Annotated in this window: 13 protein-coding genes and 1 pseudogene; 8 read left to right on the plus strand and 6 right to left on the minus strand. The window is 69.3% G+C overall.

The window, feature by feature from the left end:
* Window positions 1-306, minus strand: a pseudogene (locus tag FG99_RS31320) (TraR/DksA family transcriptional regulator); the annotation flags it as partial.
* A 105-nt stretch (window positions 307-411) separates the two neighbouring features.
* Here FG99_RS31320 and FG99_RS12690 point away from each other — a divergent pair.
* Complete coding sequence (locus FG99_RS12690; protein ID WP_009614620.1) at window positions 412-819, plus strand: hypothetical protein; 408 nt, start codon at window positions 412-414, stop codon at window positions 817-819.
* A gap of 544 nt (window positions 820-1,363) precedes the next feature.
* Here FG99_RS12690 and FG99_RS12695 read toward each other — a convergent pair.
* Complete coding sequence (locus FG99_RS12695) at window positions 1,364-2,542, minus strand: N-acetylmuramoyl-L-alanine amidase (protein WP_043270028.1); 1,179 nt, start codon at window positions 2,540-2,542, stop codon at window positions 1,364-1,366.
* A gap of 67 nt (window positions 2,543-2,609) precedes the next feature.
* Between FG99_RS12695 and folE2 the strand changes: the two genes are divergently transcribed.
* Genes folE2 through FG99_RS12715 form a run of 4 tightly spaced genes read left to right on the plus strand, consistent with a single transcriptional unit; the run spans window position 2,610 to window position 5,924 of the window.
* Window positions 2,610-3,503 carry a GTP cyclohydrolase FolE2 gene (folE2, locus tag FG99_RS12700; RefSeq protein ID WP_043270031.1) on the plus strand — a complete coding sequence of 298 codons (894 nt, stop codon included), beginning with the start codon at window positions 2,610-2,612 and terminating at the stop codon, window positions 3,501-3,503.
* Complete coding sequence (locus FG99_RS12705; RefSeq protein WP_043270033.1) at window positions 3,500-4,165, plus strand: metal ABC transporter ATP-binding protein; 666 nt, start codon at window positions 3,500-3,502, stop codon at window positions 4,163-4,165. The genes folE2 and FG99_RS12705 overlap by 4 nt, the downstream gene beginning before the upstream one ends.
* Window positions 4,165-5,028 carry a metal ABC transporter permease gene (locus FG99_RS12710; RefSeq protein ID WP_009614616.1) on the plus strand — a complete coding sequence of 288 codons (864 nt, stop codon included), beginning with the start codon at window positions 4,165-4,167 and terminating at the stop codon, window positions 5,026-5,028. The genes FG99_RS12705 and FG99_RS12710 overlap by 1 nt, the downstream gene beginning before the upstream one ends.
* 23 nt (window positions 5,029-5,051) lie before the next feature.
* Window positions 5,052-5,924 (plus strand): metal ABC transporter substrate-binding protein, encoded by an 873-nt coding sequence (locus tag FG99_RS12715; protein WP_043270035.1) that lies wholly within the window; start codon window positions 5,052-5,054, stop codon window positions 5,922-5,924.
* On the opposite strand, the gene FG99_RS12720 is transcribed toward FG99_RS12715, so the two are convergent.
* On the minus strand, window positions 5,921-6,379 hold the full coding sequence (locus FG99_RS12720; protein ID WP_043270037.1) for a GNAT family N-acetyltransferase: 459 nt from the start codon (window positions 6,377-6,379) through the stop codon (window positions 5,921-5,923). The genes FG99_RS12715 and FG99_RS12720 overlap by 4 nt on opposite strands.
* Before the next feature lie 74 nt (window positions 6,380-6,453).
* Between FG99_RS12720 and FG99_RS12725 the strand changes: the two genes are divergently transcribed.
* A complete protein-coding gene (locus tag FG99_RS12725) occupies window positions 6,454-6,903 on the plus strand; it encodes a hypothetical protein (RefSeq protein ID WP_043270040.1) in 450 nt (149 codons plus the stop codon).
* A gap of 212 nt (window positions 6,904-7,115) precedes the next feature.
* Here FG99_RS12725 and cfaB read toward each other — a convergent pair whose 3' ends face one another.
* Window positions 7,116-8,300, minus strand: a complete 1,185-nt coding sequence (gene cfaB / locus FG99_RS12730; RefSeq protein ID WP_009614613.1) for a C17 cyclopropane fatty acid synthase CfaB — start codon at window positions 8,298-8,300, stop codon at window positions 7,116-7,118.
* A gap of 278 nt (window positions 8,301-8,578) precedes the next feature.
* On the opposite strand from cfaB, the gene FG99_RS12735 reads away from it, so the two are divergent.
* A complete protein-coding gene (locus FG99_RS12735) occupies window positions 8,579-10,057 on the plus strand; it encodes an MDR family MFS transporter (protein ID WP_043270042.1) in 1,479 nt (492 codons plus the stop codon).
* Window positions 10,058-10,078: 21 nt separating this feature from the next.
* Here the strand turns inward: FG99_RS12735 and FG99_RS12740 are convergent, their stop codons facing one another.
* Window positions 10,079-11,380: an MFS family transporter gene (locus FG99_RS12740; protein ID WP_043270044.1), complete on the minus strand. Its 1,302-nt coding sequence runs from the start codon at window positions 11,378-11,380 to the stop codon at window positions 10,079-10,081.
* Between the two features lie 632 nt (window positions 11,381-12,012).
* On the opposite strand from FG99_RS12740, the gene FG99_RS12745 reads away from it, so the two are divergent.
* Window positions 12,013-13,338: an OprD family porin gene (locus FG99_RS12745; RefSeq protein ID WP_043270046.1), complete on the plus strand. Its 1,326-nt coding sequence runs from the start codon at window positions 12,013-12,015 to the stop codon at window positions 13,336-13,338.
* A 538-nt stretch (window positions 13,339-13,876) separates the two neighbouring features.
* Here FG99_RS12745 and FG99_RS12750 read toward each other — a convergent pair.
* Window positions 13,877-17,008 (minus strand): CusA/CzcA family heavy metal efflux RND transporter, encoded by a 3,132-nt coding sequence (locus FG99_RS12750; protein WP_043270048.1) that lies wholly within the window; start codon window positions 17,006-17,008, stop codon window positions 13,877-13,879.
* Between the last annotated feature and the right edge of the window lie 2 nt (window positions 17,009-17,010).

The raw sequence follows: 17,010 nt of genomic DNA on the forward strand, positions 1-17,010 counted from the left end.
GTCGCCGCGGGCCAGGGCCAGGCGCTCGAGGGACTGGTCGATCTTGTCCAGCAGCTTCTTCTCGCGCTCCAGCAGGCGCAGTTGCCACTGGCGCTGTTCCTCGCGGCTGGCGACGTCGGCCTCGTCGCCGGGCCGTTCCACCTCGCGCAGCGCGTCGAATTCGCCGTCGATGCGCGCCTGCAGCTCGGCGCGCTGGCGCAGCAGCAGGTCGCGGAAGAAGGCCTGCTGGGCCTCGTTCATGTAGGCGCTGGCGGGTTGCGCCAGCAGTTGCCGTTCGCTGAGGACCGGTTCGGATTGCAGGGACATGGCGGTCTCCGGAAGGACTTGATCGAATTGTTATAATATAACATTTCGTATTCGACAATCCGCCGGCGTACCATGGAGGCCCGCCCAGCCCGCCCCGAGGTCCCGATGAAAGCCGCCGCCCTGACGCTCTGCCTGCTGCTCCTGGCGCCCCTGGCGCGGGCCGCGGGCGAGCCGCCGCTGGCCTTCCCCGGCCTGCCACCGGCGGCCTGCGCCTGGCTGGCCAACGTGCTGGCCTGCATGGACCGCGACGGCAGCCACTACAGCGTCGCCACCCAGGGCCACGACACCTACCTGCGCGGCTTCGACGCCGCCAGCGGCCAGCGCTGGGCGCAGACCGGCACGCGCTACGGGCGCCTCACCTTCTTCAGCGGCGTGAGCAGCGACGGCCAGGTGTGGCTGGGCACCAGCCGCGGCATCGGCTGGACGCATATCAGCCGCTTCAGCAGCTCCAGCGGCGGCCAGGCGAAGCTGACCTGCGGACGCGTGAGCGGGTGCAGCCAGCAGGTGCGGTAGGGCAGGCTGGGCGTAGGGCGCATAACGCCTACGGCGTTATCCGCCGTTTGACCTTGATCCCAGGCGCGCTTCGGATTCGGCTACGGAGCACCTGTTTCGGAGCGCTCCGGGCTCGACCACGAAGCCGGGCATGAGCTCGGTGAAGCGGCGGATAACCGCGAACGGTTATTCGCCCTACATCGAGGGTTGGGCTGGGCGTAGGGCGGATAACGCCTACGGCGTTATCCGCCGTTTGACCTTGACCCCAGGCGCGCTTCGGGTTCGGCTACGGAGCACCTGTTTCGGAGCGCTCCGGGCTCGACCACGAAGCCAGGCATGGGCTTGGTGAAACGGCGGATAACCGCGAACGGTTATTCGCCCTACATCGAGGGTTGGGCTGGGCGTAGGGCGCATAACGCCTACGGCGTTATCCGCCGTTTGACCTTGATCCCAGGCGCGCTTCGGGTTCGGCTACGGAGCACCTGTTTCGGAGCGCCCCGGGCTCGACCACGAAGCCAGGCATGGGCTTGGTGAAACGGCGGATAACCGCGAACGGTTATTCGCCCTACGCCTTACCCTGCTCCCGCAACGCCGCCAGCAGGCTCCCCACCGGCGGGCGCTGGCGGAAGTAGCCGTGCAATCCATCGAAGATCGCTCCGGCCAGCTCCTGCTGGTGCCGCGCGTCGTGCAGGCGGCGGCAGTCGGCGTCGTTGGAGATGAAGCCGGTCTCCACCAGGATCGAGGGGATGTCCGGCGACTTGAGCACGGCGAAGCCGGCCTGGTCGACGCGTTCCTGGTGCAGCCGGGTGATGCCTCCGAGGCTACGCAGCACGCTGTGGCCCAGGTCCAGGCTGGAGGCGATGGTGGAGCTCAGCGACATGTCGAGGATGACCTTGGCCAGCGCCGGGTCCTTGCCCTGCAGCGGCAGGTTGCCGGCGGCGCCGATCAGGTCGGCGCCGTTCTCGCGCTCGGCCATGAAGCGCGCCAGGGTCGAGGTAGCGCCGTGCTCGGAGAGGGCGAACACCGAGGCGCCGGAGGCCGTGCGGCGGGGCGCGGCGTCGGCGTGTACCGAGACGAACATGTCGGCGTTGCAGCGCCGCGCCACTTCCACGCGCTGGCGCAGCGGGATGAACACGTCGACGTTGCGCACCAGGCGCGCCTTGAAGCCGTTCTGGCGGTCGATGCGCCGCGCCAGGTTTTGCGCGATCAGCAGCGCCACGTCCTTCTCCCGCTCGCCGCGCGAACCGAGGGCGCCGGGGTCCTTGCCGCCGTGGCCGGCGTCCACCACCACAAGGATGTCGCGGCCCTTGCCGGCAGCCTTCGCCGTGGCTACCGGGGCAGGCGCCCCTGCCGGATGCAGGTCGAGCACCAGCCGATGGCCCTTGCCGGCCTGGGGCCCCAGGGCGAAGGCCTGCAATTGCACCGGCTCGGCCAGGTCCAGCACCAGCCGCGTGCCGCCGTCGGCCAGGCGCCCGCTGCGCAGGCCGCGCAGCGGGCCGGACGGGGCAGGGGAGGCCAGGGGCGTGCCCAGGCTGGCGCCGTCCAGGTCGACCACCAGGCGCTCCGGCGCGGAGAGGGTGAAGGTGCGGTAGTGGAAGGGCCCGTCGAGGTCGAGGACCAGGCGCAGGCCCCCGGCCGTGGCCTCGGTGCGCGCACCGAGCAGGCGCGAATTGGCGAAGACGTCCAGGGCGGGTAGCCAGGCGGCACTGGCGAGCAGACTTTGCAGCAGGCGGCGTCGATTCATGGCGCTTGCAGGAAGGTTGGGGAAACAATATGTTATATTATAACATCCGACAGTGCCAGCCATTCCCATGACCGCCTTTCTCCCCGACGTCGCCAGCCAGGCCGCGTCCGACACCCTCGCCCTGGACTGGGTCGGCATGCAGGGCATCGCCCTGCCGCTGCGCCTGCACGGCGAACGCCTGAACGCGCTGGCCGACGCCGGCGTCAGCCTGGACGCGGCCGCCGCCCGCGGCATCCACATGTCGCGCCTGTACCTGGCCCTGGCCCGCCTGGAGCAGGCCGAGCTGGGCCCGCAGCTGTTGCGCGAAGTGCTCGACGACTTCCTCGCCAGCCACGCCGGCCTGTCGCGCCGCGCCAGCCTGCGCCTGGCCTTCGACGCCCTGCTCAGCCGCCCGGCGCTGGTCAGCCCGCTCAGCGGCTGGAAGCAGTACCCCTGCGAGGTCCACGCGCGCCTGGACGACCAGGGCCTGCGCCTGGAGCTGCGCCTGCGCCTGGCCTATTCCTCCACCTGCCCCTGCTCGGCGGCCCTGGCGCGCCAGCTGATCCAGCAGCGCTTCGCCGAGGATTTCGCCGACCGCTCGCCCAGCCACCAGGAAGTCCACACCTGGCTCGGCAGCAGCGCCGGCATAGTCGCCACGCCCCACAGCCAGCGCAGCTTCGCCGACCTGCACCTGCACCTGCGCGCGGGCCTGGACGGCCTGCCGCTGCGCGAGCTGCTCGACTGCGCCGAGGCCGCCTTGGGCACCGCCGTGCAGACCGCGGTGAAGCGCGCCGACGAGCAGGCCTTCGCCCTGGCCAACGGGCAGAACCTGATGTTCTGCGAAGACGCCGCCCGCCGCCTGCACCGCGCCCTGGCGCAACGCGGGGAACTGGAGGCCTTCGCGCTGAGCGTGGTTCACGCCGAAAGCCTCCACGCCCACGACGCCGTGGCCCGCAGCCAGTGGCGCAGGGAGGCCCCATGATCCATTGCCAGGCCCTGCAGTGGGGCCCGCCGCGCCTGCCGCTGACGCCGCCGCTGAACCTGGACCTGGGCGCCGGCAGCCTGACCGCCATCGTCGGCGCCAACGGCTGCGGCAAGAGCAGCCTGCTGAAGGTCATCGCCGGGCTGCAGAAGCCCCTGGCCGGGCGCGTGCGCGTCCAGCTGCGGCCGCGGGAGATCGGCTACCTGGTGCAGCAGCAGGCCCTCGACCGGCAGTTCCCCATCGGCCTCGGCGAGCTGGTCGGCGCCGGCTTCTGGAACAGCCGCCTGAGCACCGCCGAGCGCCGCGAGAAGCTGCGCCGGGCGCTGGCCGACTGGCAGCTGGAGGGCCTGGAGCAGCGCCCGCTGGCGGCGCTCTCCGGCGGCCAGCTGCAGCGCGCGTTGCTGGCCCGCCTGAGCCTGCTGGACAGCCCGCTGTTGCTGCTCGACGAGCCCGACGCCTGCCTCGACGAAGCCGGCCAGGCGCTGCTCTGGCAGCACATCGACGCCTGGCACCGCGAAGGCCGCACCCTGCTATTGGTCTGCCACGACCTGGGCGCGGTGCGCGAGCGCGTCCCCGACTGCCTGCGCGTGGCCGCCGAGGGTTGCCGCCACGGCAGCAGCCGCGAGCTGCTCGCCAGCCGCTGCCTGGCGCGGGTGGCGTGATGGTCCTGCACGCGCTCTGGCAGCCCTTCGTCGAATTCGCCTTCATGCGCCGCGCGCTGCTGGGCGGCGTGGTCCTGGCGTCGAGCGCGGCGCCCCTGGGGGTGTTCCTGATCCTGCGGCGCATGAGCCTGATCGGCGATGCCATCGCCCACGGCATCCTCCCCGGCGCCGCCATCGGCTTCTGGCTGGCCGGGCTGTCGCTGCCGGCGCTGACCCTCGGCGGCCTCGGCGCGGGCCTGGCGGTGGCCGGCTTGGCGGCCTGGGTGACGCGCCACACCGGGTTGCGCGAGGACGCCAGCCTGGCCGCGGTCTACCCCATCTCCCTGGCCAGCGGCGTGCTGCTGCTGGGCCTGGCCGGCAAGCGCCTGAACCTGCTGGAGCTGTTGTTCGGCTCGGCCCTGGCGGTGGACCGCACGACCCTGCTGGGCATGCTCGGCGTGGCCGTGCTCAGCCTCGGCGTGCTCGCGCTGATCTACCGCAGCCTGCTGCTGGATAGCCTCGACCCGCTGTTCCTGCGCAGCGTCAGCCGCCTCGGGCCCTTCGCCCACGGGCTGTTCCTCGGCCTGGTGGTGCTCAACCTGGTGATCGGCTTCCAGGCCCTGGGCGCGCTGATGATGGTCGGCCTGATGATGCTGCCGGCCGCCGCCGCGCGCTTCTGGAGCCGCCGCCTGCCGGCGCTGCTGGCCCTGGCCGCGGGCATCGGCGCGCTCTCGGTGTGGCTGGGCCTGGCGGCGTCCTACGCCTGGTCGCTGCCCAGCGGGCCGGCCATCGTCCTGCTCGCCGGCCTGTTCTACCTGTTCTCCGTGCTGTTCGGCCCGGTGCACGGCCTGTTGCGCCGCGGCCTGCTGCCCATCCCCCAATGACCCTCCACCCAAGGAAACCCGCCATGCGCGCCCTTTTGCTGCTGTTCGCGTTCTGCCTGCCCCTGTCGCTGCCCGCCGCCGAGAAGCCGCGCGTGGTGACCAGCTTCAGCATCCTCGCCGACATGACCCGCGCGGTCGGCGGCGAGCACATCCAGCTGAACAACCTGGTCGGCCCCGACAGCGACGCCCACACCTACGAGACCACCCCGGACGACGCCCGCGCCGTGCGCCAGGCGCAGCTGGTGGTGGAGAACGGCCTGGGCTTCGAACCCTGGCTCGACCGCCTGGTGAAGAGCACCGAGACCCGCGCGCAGGTGATCCAGGCCAGCCACGGCGTGATCCCGCGCAGCCTGGAGGAGGACGGCCAGACCATCCCCGACCCGCACGCCTGGAACAACCTGGCCAACGCCGACATCTACGTCGACAACATCGCCAAGGCGCTGGAGAAGCTCGACCCGGCCAATGCCGCCGACTACCGGCGCAACGCCGAGGCCTACCTGAAGCAGGCCCACGCGTTGCTCGCCTACGCCAAGGACAAACTCGGCAACCTGCCCGCCGACCGCCGCACCCTGGTCACCTCCCATGACGCCTTCGGCTACCTCGGCCAGGCCTACGGCCTGAAGCTGCTGGCGCCCCAGGGCCTGTCCACCGAGCGCGAGGCCTCGGCCACGGAAGTCGCCGAGCTGATCCGGCAGATCCGCGAGCAGCACATCCGCGCGGTCTTCGTGGAGAACATCAAGGACCCGCGGCTGATGCAGCGGATCGCCGAGGAAAGCGGCGCGAAGATCGGCGGCACCCTGCACTCCGACGCCCTGGCCAGCGAAGGCCCGGCCAGCACCTACCTGGGCCTGTACCGCAGCAACGTCGACACCCTCTACCAGGCGCTGGCCGACTAGAGCACCAGGCTCAGGCGCAGGCGGTCGCGGCAGGGGATGCCGTTCTCGACGATGGGCTCGGGGTAGTTGAGGCTGAAGTAGTCGCTCTCCACGGCGCAGATGCGAAAGCCCATGCGCTGGTAGAGCCCCAGCTGCGCCAGGCTGGAATTGCCGGTGGCGATGTCCAGCCGCAGCGCCCCGGCCGCCCGCGCCGCGTCGATGGCCGCGGCCAGCAGGCGCTTGCCCAGCCCACGCCCCTGCCAGGCCTCGTCCACGGCGAGGTTGGTGACTTCCAGCACACCCCAGCTCACCGGCGTCAGCGCCAGGACTCCGCGGACTGTCTCGCCTTCGACCAGCGCCAGCAGGCGGGATTGCGGGAGGTAGCGTTCGACCTGCTCGCGGCTGGGGTCGGCGAGCAGGAGCAGGGGCCAGGGGGCTTGGGTGAGAGGTAGCTCACGGGGGACAAGGGTGGACAAGCAAAGGCTCCTGGAAACGCTGAAAGGGAATGGCTAGTCTGCGCATTGTGCCAAATCCCTGGACAAGGAATGTCATGCCAAGACCGACCTGGCTGGATGTCTGGAACCAGCTGTCCCCTCGCCAACGTACCCAGACACTGAACCTCGGCCTGGTGCTTGCCGCCGCCGGGGTCATCGCGCTGATGTTCGCCTCGCTGGTATTGATCGCCGGCGTGACCCGGCTGGTGGAAGTGCTGCGCCAGTACGACTCGCCTTATCCAGGCATGAGCGACAGGCAGTTCACCCGTTGCGTGGAGCTCTCCGAGCAGACACTGGAAGCGCGGCTCGCGGTCGAGCGGCTGGGCTCGACACCCGCGCCAGGCGTAGCCAGCGACGCGGCGTTGAACCGAATCGAGGCACTGGCGGCGGACTATCGCCAGGAGTGCTCGGCACAGCGCTGGCGCAAGGCTTTCGAGGCGGCGCAGGCCAGCGGAGTGCCGCCGGCGCAACGCCCGGAGGATTGGCTGGACGTCGCGAAACGTTGAAGCGAGGCCGAGGTGCCTTTCGTAGGATGGCGTTGAGCGCAGCGATACCCATCGCCACGACCGCATGGGTTTCGCAAGCTCAACCCATCCTACGAAGAGCACCTCGGCGCAAGATAGTTGCTCCTACGAGTGCCCCCAACACCGTGCCCATGTAGGAGCGCGCCCTGCGCGCGAATCGCGGGCAGGGCCCGCGCCTATAGGGTGGCCGCGCCTCAGGCGTAGATATCCCCCCGGCTCCACGGCACTTCGTGGCTGCCGTCCGCGTGCGGCTTGCTCGCCAGGATCTGGTGCAGGTTGATCCAGCCCTTCTTGAAGCCGTAGGCGCAACCGGCCAGGTACAAGCGCCAGATGCGCAGTGCCTGCTCCGGCACCAGCTTGGCGGCCTCGGCCAGTTTCGCTTCCAGGCTGGCGCTCCAGAAGTCCAGGGTGCGCGCGTAGTGCAGGCGCAGGCCCTCGACGTCGACCACTTCCAGGCCCGCCTCGCTCATGCGCGACACCGCCAGGGACAGGTGCGGCAGCTCGCCGTGGGGGAACACGTAGCGGTCGATGAAGTCGCCGGCGCCGCGGCCCACCGGGCGGCCGTCGGTGTACTTGGCAGTGATGCCGTGGTTCATCACCAGGCCGCCCGGGCGCACCGCGTCGTACAGCTGCTGGAAGTAGAGGCCCAGATTGGCGTGGCCGACGTGCTCGAACATGCCCACGCTGACCACCTTGTCGAAACGGCCGTCGCGGGGCAGGTCGCGGTAGTCCAGCAGCTCCAGCCTCACCTTGCCTTCCAGGCCCTCGGCCTTGACCCGTTCGCGGCCGAGCTTGAGCTGCTCTTCGCTCAGGGTGATGCCGTAGACCTCGGCGCCGAATTCGCGCGCCGCCAGGCGGGCCAGGCCGCCCCAGCCGCAGCCGACGTCGAGCAGGCGCTCGCCGGGCTTCAGGCGCAGCTTGCGGCACAGGTGGCGCAGCTTGGCCAGCTGGGCGGTGGCCAGGTCTTCCGTGCCGGTCTCGTAGTAGGCGCAGGAATAGACCATCTCCGGGTCCAGCCAGAGCTTGTAGAAGTCGTTGGAGAGGTCGTAGTGGTAGTGGATGGCTTCGGCGTCGGTGCGCTTGTCGTGGCTTTCGCGGACGAAGTCGGCGGGCCCGTCGTCGACGCCCAGGGCCTCGCTCAGGGCATCGCCCATGGCGATGACGTCACCGATCGGCCCCTCGATATCCATGCGCTTCTCGACGTAGGCGCGGCCGAGGGCGTCCAGGCTGGGCTGGGTGATCTCGGCCAGCAGCGTCGGATCGCGGACGATCAGCGTCACCTGCGGGTCCGGGCCGAGGTCGAAGGCCTGGGCATCGCCGATGCGGATGCGCAACGGCAATTGCAGGGACAGCAACTCAGAGGGCAGGTTGGCTTTCATGCATTCCTCCTGGTCACGAACAGAAAAACTATAGAACAGGACCCTCATAGCCTTCGCCTATGGGTGTTCCCGCCCTTCGTCTATCGGTGGATTCGGCGGCAGGTGCGAACGGAGCGCTGCAAAAGCGTAGCAGGAGATTTCTGACAGTCAGCGTGTCCATATCGAGATAGAGCCTTTACCGGATTGCAAAAGTGCGGCAGCGCGCCGCAGGCACAATCCGTTAGACTGCTAAGCATCCATCCCGTCCCAATAAATTCGCTCGTCCTCAAGGGGGTTGCTTGAATACCCTGAGCCACCCGCGTCCGCCGGTGCGCACCATCCTCATCGGGCTGATGCTGGCGATCTTCCTCGGCGCGCTCGACCAGACCATAGTCGCCGTCTCGCTGCCCGCCATCTCCGCCGGCTTCGCCAACTTCGACCTGCTGGCCTGGGTGATCTCCGGCTACATGGTCGCCATGACCATCTCCATGCCCATCTACGGCAAGCTCGGCGACCTCTACGGGCGGCGCCGGCTGATGCTCTTCGCCACCGCGCTGTTCACCTTCGCCTCGCTGCTCTGCGGCCTGGCCCAGAGCATGGAGCAGCTGGTGCTGGCGCGGGTGCTGCAGGGCGTGGGCGCCGGCGGGCTGATGTCGGTGAGCCAGGCGATCATCGGCGACATAGTCCCGCCGCGCGAACGCGGCCGCTACCAGGGCTACTTCAGCAGCATGTACGCGGTGGCGAGCATCGCCGGCCCCGTGCTGGGCGGGCTGCTCACCGAGTACCTGTCCTGGCGCTGGGTGTTCCTGATCAATCTGCCGGTGGGCCTGGTGGCCTTCGCGGTGTCGCGGCGCACCCTGGTGGGCCTGCCGGTGCCGGGCCGGCGGCCGCGCATCGACTACCTGGGCACGCTGCTGATGATCGCAGGCCTGGGCAGCCTGCTGCTGGCCGTCACCGACGTCGGCCAGGGCGCCGACTGGCGCGATGCGCAGCTGCTCGGGCTGTTCGCCGCGGCCCTGGTGCTGCTGGTGCTGTTCGTCCTGCAGGAGCGCCGCGCCGCCGAGCCGCTGGTGCCCATGCAGCTGTTCGCCATCCGCGCGGCGACGCTGAGCTGGATGGTCGGCTTCTTCGCCAGCTTCCAGATCATCTCGCTGTCGGTGCTGGTGCCGCTGCGCTTCCAGTCGGTGACCGGCGCCGGCGCCGACAGCGCCGCGCTGCACATGCTGCCGCTGGCCATGGGCGTGCCGATCGGCGCCTACTGCTGCGGGCGCCTGACCACCATCCTGGGCCGCTACAAGCCGCAGATAGTCGCCGGCGCGCTGCTGCTGCCCTGCGCGGTGGCCGGCCTGGCCCTGGTCACGCCGTCCAGCTTCTGGCTGTCGGGGCTGTTCATGCTGCTGTGCGGCACCGCCGCCGGCACCCAGTTCCCCACCAGCCTGGTGGCCGCGCAGAGCGCCGTGTCGCATAGCCACCTGGGCGTCGCCACCAGCAACACCACGCTGTTCCGCTCCCTCGGCGGGGCGGTGGGCGTCGCCCTGATGTCGGCGATCCTCCTGGCCATGCTGCAGCCGCTGGCGGCCGGGCAGGGCTTCGGCCACGGCATCTCCGCCAACGAACTGCTCGCCAGCCTCGCCGGCCCCGGCCACGAGGACCGCCGCCTGCTGCTGGACGAAGTGTTCCGCCGGCTGTTCCTGGTCAACGCCGGCGTCGGCGTGCTGGCGCTGCTCATCGCCCTGGCGCTGCCCAACAGCCGCCTGCGCGGCAAGGTGGAGGACTGAGCCTCCACCGCCCGCGCGCCGTCAGTCCTCATCGTTGAGGTAGCTGACCTTGCGCAGGTCCGGCAGCAGCAGGCAGACCACCAGCGCCACGCCGCACATCACCGAGACGTAGACGTAGAAGTACGACTCCACGCCGAGGCTCTTCAGGCCCAGGGCCACGTATTCCGCCGAGCCGCCGAAGATGGCGTTGCCCACCGCGTAGGACAGGCCCACGCCCAGGGCGCGGATCTGCGGCGGGAACAGCTCGGCCTTGATCAGCCCGCTGATGGAGGTGTACAGGCTGACGATGGCCATGGCCACGATGATCAGCACGAAGGCCATGTAGGGGCTGGTGGTGGTCTTGAGCGCGGAGAGGATCGGCCAGGTGCAGAGCATGCCCAGCAGGCCGAACCAGAGCATCGAGGTCTTGCGCCCGATGCGGTCGGAGAGGGCGCCGAACAGCGGCTGCATGCACATGTAGACGAACAGCGCGAAGGTCATCACGCCGCTGGCCACCTTGGCGTCCATGCCCACGGTGTTGACCAGGTACTTCTGCATGTAGGTGGTGAAGGTATAGAAGATCAGCGAGCCGCCGGCGGTGAAGCCGAGCACGGTGAAGAAGGCGCGCTTGTGGTGGGCGAACAGCTCGGTGAGGGTGCCGGACTCGGCGCGGTGCAGGTTCTCGTCCTTGGCCGTCTCGCTCAGCGAACGGCGCAGGTAGAAGGCGATCACCGCGGTGATGGCGCCGACCACGAAGGGAATCCGCCAGCCCCAGGCGCGCAGCTCCTCGTTGCTCAGCAGCTGCTGCAGGATCACCACCACCAGCACCGCCAGCAGCTGGCCGCCGATCAGCGTCACGTACTGGAAGGAAGCGAAGAAGCCGCGCTGGCCCTTGAGCGCCACCTCGCTCATGTAGGTGGCGCTGGTGCCGTACTCGCCGCCCACCGACAGGCCCTGGAACAGCCGCGCCAGCAGCAGCGCCGCCGGCGCCAGCACGCCGATGGTCTCGTAGGTGGGCATCACGGCGATGGCCAGGGAGCCGCCGCACATCATCAGCACCGAGATCATCATCGCCGTCTTGCGGCCCTTCTTGTCGGCGATGCGGCCGAACATCCAGCCGCCGATGGGGCGCATCAGGAAGCCGGCGGCGAACACCCCGGCGGTGTTGAGCAGCTGCACCGTGGGGTTGCCCGAGGGGAAGAAGGCGTGGGCGAAGTAGATGGCAGTGAAGGCGTAGACGTAGAAGTCGAACCACTCCACCAGGTTGCCGGAGGAGGCGCCGACAATGGCGAAGATGCGTCGGGCGCGTTCTTCGGCGGAGTAATGCGGTACGGGTGCGTTCATGCGGGTTCTCTCGTCGATGACACTGTTGTTGGCGTTGTACGGCGGCCGTCCCTTTCGCCACCGGACGAGGTGCGGCAGGCCGCACTCGGGCAGCTTGCCGACACAATCTGTTACAGGAGTATAGCCCCCTGCCGATAGCCAGCTAACGATAAATCCTGCCGATCGACGGGGTGCCAACCATCGAAAGGGCGAATATCGAACGTCCGTTCGGCATTTCCGATTGACCGGCACAAGGCCAGCTTCTATCGTTTCGCCACCCACGCGTGCCTGCCGGGACTACTTGTCAGGTACCCCTCGGTGGGCCGCAGGGTCCGACCTTGTCCACAAGACAAGGTCGATTACCTTCCCCTCGCAGGGCGGCTCCTGCCGCAAAGCCTCGGTGCCCCGTCCACACCCCCGGACGCGCAGGCACCGGGGGGATAATGGTCCCCCCCGCCTTCCCCATCCTTCGTGCCGTTGCCGTCTTCGTCTGCCGTTCGCCGGCTGACGGAATTGTCATGTCCGCCTCATCTCCGCGTCATTCCGCCGTCATCAGGATGGAGCCTGCCTGCGCGCGGCTCCCAGCCGCTGCGGGTGCACAACAACGATGCGGCGCCTCTCCGGCAGCCGCCCAACACCCCATGGAGCGATCGATGACACAGCGGCACATCCCCCTGGCCCTCTCCCTGCTCGCCGCCGGGCTGGCCAGCCCCCTGGCCGGCGCCGAGGAGAGCGCCGAAGGCTTCCTCGAAGGCCAGCGCCTGGACATCCTCAACCGCAACTTCTACTTCAACCGCGACGACCGCCACGGCCAGTCCAGCCCCAAGGGCAACGGCTACTCCGAGGCCTGGGCCCAGGGCCTCTTCGCCCGTTACCAGTCCGGCTACACCCAGGGCACGGTGGGTTTCGGCGTCGACGCCTTCGCCATGCTCGGCATCCAGCTGGACAGCGGCGACGGCCGCAACGGCGGGCACAGTTCGTTCGACGTGCTGCCGGTGGACGCCCGGGGCCGCACCCAGGACGAATACGCCAAGGCCGGCGGCGCCGCCAGGCTGCGCCTGTTCGACACCGAGGTGAGGATCGGCGACGTGTTCCCGCAGACGCCGGTGGTGCACTACGGCGACTCGCGCCTGCTGCCCGAATCCTTCCGCGGCGTGACCCTGAACAACGCCAGCATCGACGGCCTGGACCTGCAGGCCGGGCGCCTGCATTCGATGAGCCAGCCCAACGACCGCAAGATGAGCGAAGGCTTCTCGACCTTCTACGCCGGCCCCGTCGACGCCCCCTGGGTCGCCTACCTGGGCGGCGACTACGCGCTCACCGAACAGGTCAGCGTGAGCCTCTACGGCAGCCGCCTGAAGGACGCCTGGAAGCAGTACTACGCGGCCACTTCGGCGACCTATCCACTGGCCGACGGCCTGGACCTGATCGGCGGCTTCACCTACTACAAGTCGGTGGACGACGGCGGCCGCGAGCTGCTCGGCGAGTTCAACACCAACATCTGGAGCGGCAAGCTCGGCGTGCGCTTCGGCGCCCACACCCTGGCCCTGAGCCACCAGCGCAACAACGGCAATAACGACTTCGACTACCTGCGCCAGTCGGACTCGATCTACCTGGACAACTCCATCCAGTACACCGACTTCAACTCGCCGAAGGAGCGCTCCTGGATGCTCCGCTACGACCTCGACATGCAGGCCTACGGCATCCCCGGCCTGAGCTTCATGACCCGCTACGCCCGCGGCAGCGACGCCGACTACAGCCACGCCAACGCGGTCTACATGCGCCGCGACGGGAACGGCGATCCATTGACCGACCAGAAGCGCTGGGAGCGCGACGTCGAGGCGAAGTACGTGGTGCAGAACGGCAGCCTGAAGGACCTGTCCTTCCGCCTGCGCCAGGCGACGACGCGGGCCACGGCCTTCGAGTCGGACCTGGATGAGGTGCGGCTGATAGTGGAGTACCCGTTGCGGGTGCTTTGAGGTTCGGGTGTGGAGAAAGGCCCCTGCGGGGCCTTTTTCGTTTGCGGGGGTGGTTTGGCTTTTGCGTAGAAGCGAGCTTGCTCGCGAACCCGGTTTCCCGGTGGCTTCGGTGCCTGGCCTGAAGAGCGCCCTCTCCCTAACCCTCTCCCTGAAGGGAGAGGGGACCGTTCGGTGTGCTCGGGTATTTCGGCGTTAGCCGGCTACTACACGGGTATCAGGATGAAACCACATCGCCTCTCGGCACGAACTAGCCCCCTCTCCCTTCAGGGAGAGGGCTGGGGAGAGGGAACGGAGTCAATCCAAGGCTCCGTTGCAACCGGGGAACTCCGTTCGCGAGCAAGCTCGCTCCTACGCAAAAGCCAAACCCCTCCCTATCAAAATCGTCATCCCCACCTCAGCATCCTGTTACCGACGACAGGTTCCAATAACCCCGTCAGCCCCACTCGTGTGAACTGACGGCCGTCCCGGCAGCGAAAGCTCCTTTGGTGAGGGACGGCCCCTGAGGCGCCCCCCGCGGGCGCCTTTTTTACGTCCCTGCTCAGCCCATCTCATCGCGCCTGTGCGCCCAGCGATACAGCGCCGGCAACACCAGCAGCGTGAGCGCAGTGCTGGAGAGAATGCCCCCGATCACCACCGTAGCCAGCGGCCGTTGCACCTCGGCGCCGGTACCTGTCGCCAAAGCCATGGGCACGAAGCCCAGCGACGCCACCAACGCCGTCATCAACACCGGGCGCAGGCGCGTCAGGGCGCCCTCGTGGATGGCCGCATCCAGCCCGCGGCCCGCCTCGCGCAGGTTGCGGATGAAGGCGAGCATCACCAGGCCGTTGAGCACCGCCACCCCGGACAGGGCGATGAAGCCCACGCCGGCGGAGATCGACAGCGGGATGTCGCGCAGCCACAGCGCCGCCACCCCGCCGGTGAGGGCGAAGGGGATGCCGGTGAACACCAGCAGGCCGTCGCGGACGTTGCCGAACATCATGAACAGCAGCACGAAGACCAGCAGCAGCGCCACCGGCACCACCACCTGCAGGCGCTTGGCCGCCGATTGCAGCTGCTCGAACTGGCCGCCCCAGGCGGTCCAGTAGCCGGCCGGCACCTGCACCTCATTGGCCAGGCGCCGTTCGGCCTCGGCGACGAAGGAACCGATGTCGCGGCCGCGCACGTTGGCGCTGACCACCACCAGGCGCTTGCCGTTCTCCCGGCTGACCTGGTTCGGCCCCTGCAGCAATTGCAGTTGCGCCACCTGGCCGAGCGGGATGAAGGCGATGCGCCCGTCGGCGCCGGCCGGCAACGGCAGCAGCAGGCGCGACAGGCCGTCGATGTCGCTGCGCTGCGCCTCGGGCAGGCGCACCAGCAGGTCGAAGCGGCGGTCGCCCTCGAACAGCGTGCCGGCCTGGCGCCCGCCCACCGCGATGGCGACGAAGTCCTGCACGTCGCCCACGGCCAGGCCGAAGCGCGCCGCCCGGTCGCGGTCGATGTCGAGGGTCAGCACCGGCAGGCCGCCGGTCTGCTCGACCTTCACCTCGGAGGCGCCGGGCACCTGGCGCAGGGCCTCGGCGATCTTCCCGGCGGTCTGTTCCAGCACCGCCATGTCGTCGCCGAAGACCTTCACCGCCACGTCGCTGCGCACCCCGGAGATCAGCTCGTTGAAGCGCAGCTGGATCGGCTGCGACAGCTCGTAGTTGCTCCCCGGCACCTCGGCGGCGGCGCGCTGGATTTCCTCCACCAGCTGCGCGCGCGGCTTGCGCGGGTCCGGCCAGTCCTGCTGCGGGCGCAGCATCAGGTAGCTGTCGGAGATGTTCGGCGGCATGGGGTCGGAGGCGATCTCGGCGGTGCCGGTGCGGGCGAACACTCGCTGCACCTCCGGCACCCTGGCGAGGATGTGGCGCTCCAGGCGTTCCTGCAGCTCCACCGACTGCGTCAGGCTGGTGCCCGGCACGCGCAGCGCCTGCAGGGCGAAGTCGCCCTCGCTGAGGCTGGGCACGAACTCGCTGCCCATGCGCGTGGCCAGCAGACCCGCGCCCAGCACCAGCAGCGCAGCGCCGGCGAACACCCGCGCGCGGTGGCCCATCACCCAGCCCAGCACCGGCTCATAGCCGCGCCGCGCGCCGCGCATCAGCCAGTTCTCTTCCTCGCGCACGCGGCCGCTGACGAACAGGGCGATGGCCGCCGGCACGAAGGTCACCGACAGCAGCATGGCGCCGAACAGCGCGATGACCACGGTGAAGGCCATGGGGTGGAACATTTTCCCTTCCACGCCGGTGAGGGCGAAGATCGGCAGGTACACCACCATGATGATCAGTTGGCCGAAGATCAGCGCGCGGCGCGCCTCCTTCGAGGCGGCGAATACTTCATGCAGGCGCTCGCTGCGCGTCAGCAGGCGGCCGTGGTGCTGCTGGGCGTGGGCCAGGCGGCGGATGGCGTTCTCGACGATGACCACCGCGCCGTCGACGATGATGCCGAAGTCCAGCGCACCCAGGCTCATCAGGTTGGCGCTGACGCGGTTGGCGAACATGCCGCTGAAGGTGAACAGCATCGCCAGCGGGATGACCATGGCGGTGATCAGCGCCGCGCGCAGGTTGCCGAGGAACAGGAAGAGCACGGCGATGACCAGCACCGCGCCCTCCACCAGGTTCTTCTTCACCGTGGCGATGGCCTTGTCCACCAGTTGCGTGCGGTCGTACACCGGCACCGCGCGCACGCCCGCCGGCAGGCTGCGGTTGACCTGCTCCAGGCGCTCGGCCACGGCGGCGGCGACGCTGCGGCTGTTCTCGCCGATCAGCATGAACACCGTGCCCAGCACCACCTCGCGGCCGTTCTCGGTGGCCGCGCCGCTGCGCAGTTCGCGGCCGATCTGCACCTGCGCCACGTCGCGCACGCGGATCGGCGTGCCTTCCAGGTTGGCCACCAGCACGTTGCCGATGTCCTCCAGGCCGGACAGCTGCCCCGGCGCGCGCACCAGCAGCTGCTCGCCGTTGCGCTCGATGTAGCCGGCGCCGACGTTGCCGTTGTTGCGCTCCAGCGCCGCCAGCAGGTCGGCCAGGGTCAGGCGGTACGCGGCCAGGCGCTGCAGGTCGGGCGCCACCTGGTACTGCCGGGCCTGGCCGCCGATGGTGTTGATCTCGGCCACGCCGGGCACGTTGCGCAGCTGCGGCTTGACGATCCAGTCCTGGATCACCCGCAGGTCGGTGGGCGTGTAGGGCGTGCCGTCCTCCTTGCGGGCGTCCTCGGCGGCCTCGATGGTCCACAGGAAGATCTCGCCCAGGCCGGTGGAGATCGGCCCCAGCGCCGCCTCGGCGCCCTCGGGCAGCTGCTCGCGGGCCTGCTGCAGGCGCTCGTTGACCAGTTGCCGGGCGAAGTAGATGTCGGTGCCGTCGGCGAAGATCGCCGTCACCTGCGACAGCCCCGAGCGCGAGATCGAACGCGTCTGCTGCAGGCCCGGTAGGCCGGCCATGGCGGTCTCGATGGGGTAGGTGATGCGCTGTTCGGTCTCCAGCGGCGAGTAGCCGGGGGCGGCGGTGTTGATCTGCACCTGGACGTTGGTGATGTCGGGCACCGCGTCAATCGGCAGCTTCTGGTAGCTGGCCACGCCGAGGGCGGCCATGCCCAGCACGGCGAGCAGCACCAGGTAGCGCTGCTCGATGGCGAAACGGATGATGCGTTCGAACATGG

It is taken from the genome of Pseudomonas sp. AAC (genome assembly GCF_000725445.1).
Classification (GTDB): domain Bacteria; phylum Pseudomonadota; class Gammaproteobacteria; order Pseudomonadales; family Pseudomonadaceae; genus Pseudomonas; species Pseudomonas citronellolis.

Bases quoted from the DNA above. Each gene is read 5' to 3' on its own strand.
- FG99_RS12725 (WP_043270040.1), top strand. From the start codon at position 6,454: ATGCCAAGACCGACCTGGCTGGATGTCTGGAACCAGCTGTCCCCTCGC.
- FG99_RS12690 (WP_009614620.1), top strand. From the start codon at position 412: ATGAAAGCCGCCGCCCTGACGCTCTGCCTGCTGCTCCTGGCGCCCCTG.
- folE2 (WP_043270031.1), top strand. From the start codon at position 2,610: ATGACCGCCTTTCTCCCCGACGTCGCCAGCCAGGCCGCGTCCGACACC.
- FG99_RS12695 (WP_043270028.1), bottom strand. From the start codon at position 2,542: ATGAATCGACGCCGCCTGCTGCAAAGTCTGCTCGCCAGTGCCGCCTGG.
- FG99_RS12705 (WP_043270033.1), top strand. From the start codon at position 3,500: ATGATCCATTGCCAGGCCCTGCAGTGGGGCCCGCCGCGCCTGCCGCTG.
- FG99_RS12740 (WP_043270044.1), bottom strand. From the start codon at position 11,380: ATGAACGCACCCGTACCGCATTACTCCGCCGAAGAACGCGCCCGACGC.
- FG99_RS12710 (WP_009614616.1), top strand. From the start codon at position 4,165: ATGGTCCTGCACGCGCTCTGGCAGCCCTTCGTCGAATTCGCCTTCATG.
- FG99_RS12750 (WP_043270048.1), bottom strand. From the start codon at position 17,008: ATGTTCGAACGCATCATCCGTTTCGCCATCGAGCAGCGCTACCTGGTG.
- cfaB (WP_009614613.1), bottom strand. From the start codon at position 8,300: ATGAAAGCCAACCTGCCCTCTGAGTTGCTGTCCCTGCAATTGCCGTTG.
- FG99_RS12745 (WP_043270046.1), top strand. From the start codon at position 12,013: ATGACACAGCGGCACATCCCCCTGGCCCTCTCCCTGCTCGCCGCCGGG.
- FG99_RS12715 (WP_043270035.1), top strand. From the start codon at position 5,052: ATGCGCGCCCTTTTGCTGCTGTTCGCGTTCTGCCTGCCCCTGTCGCTG.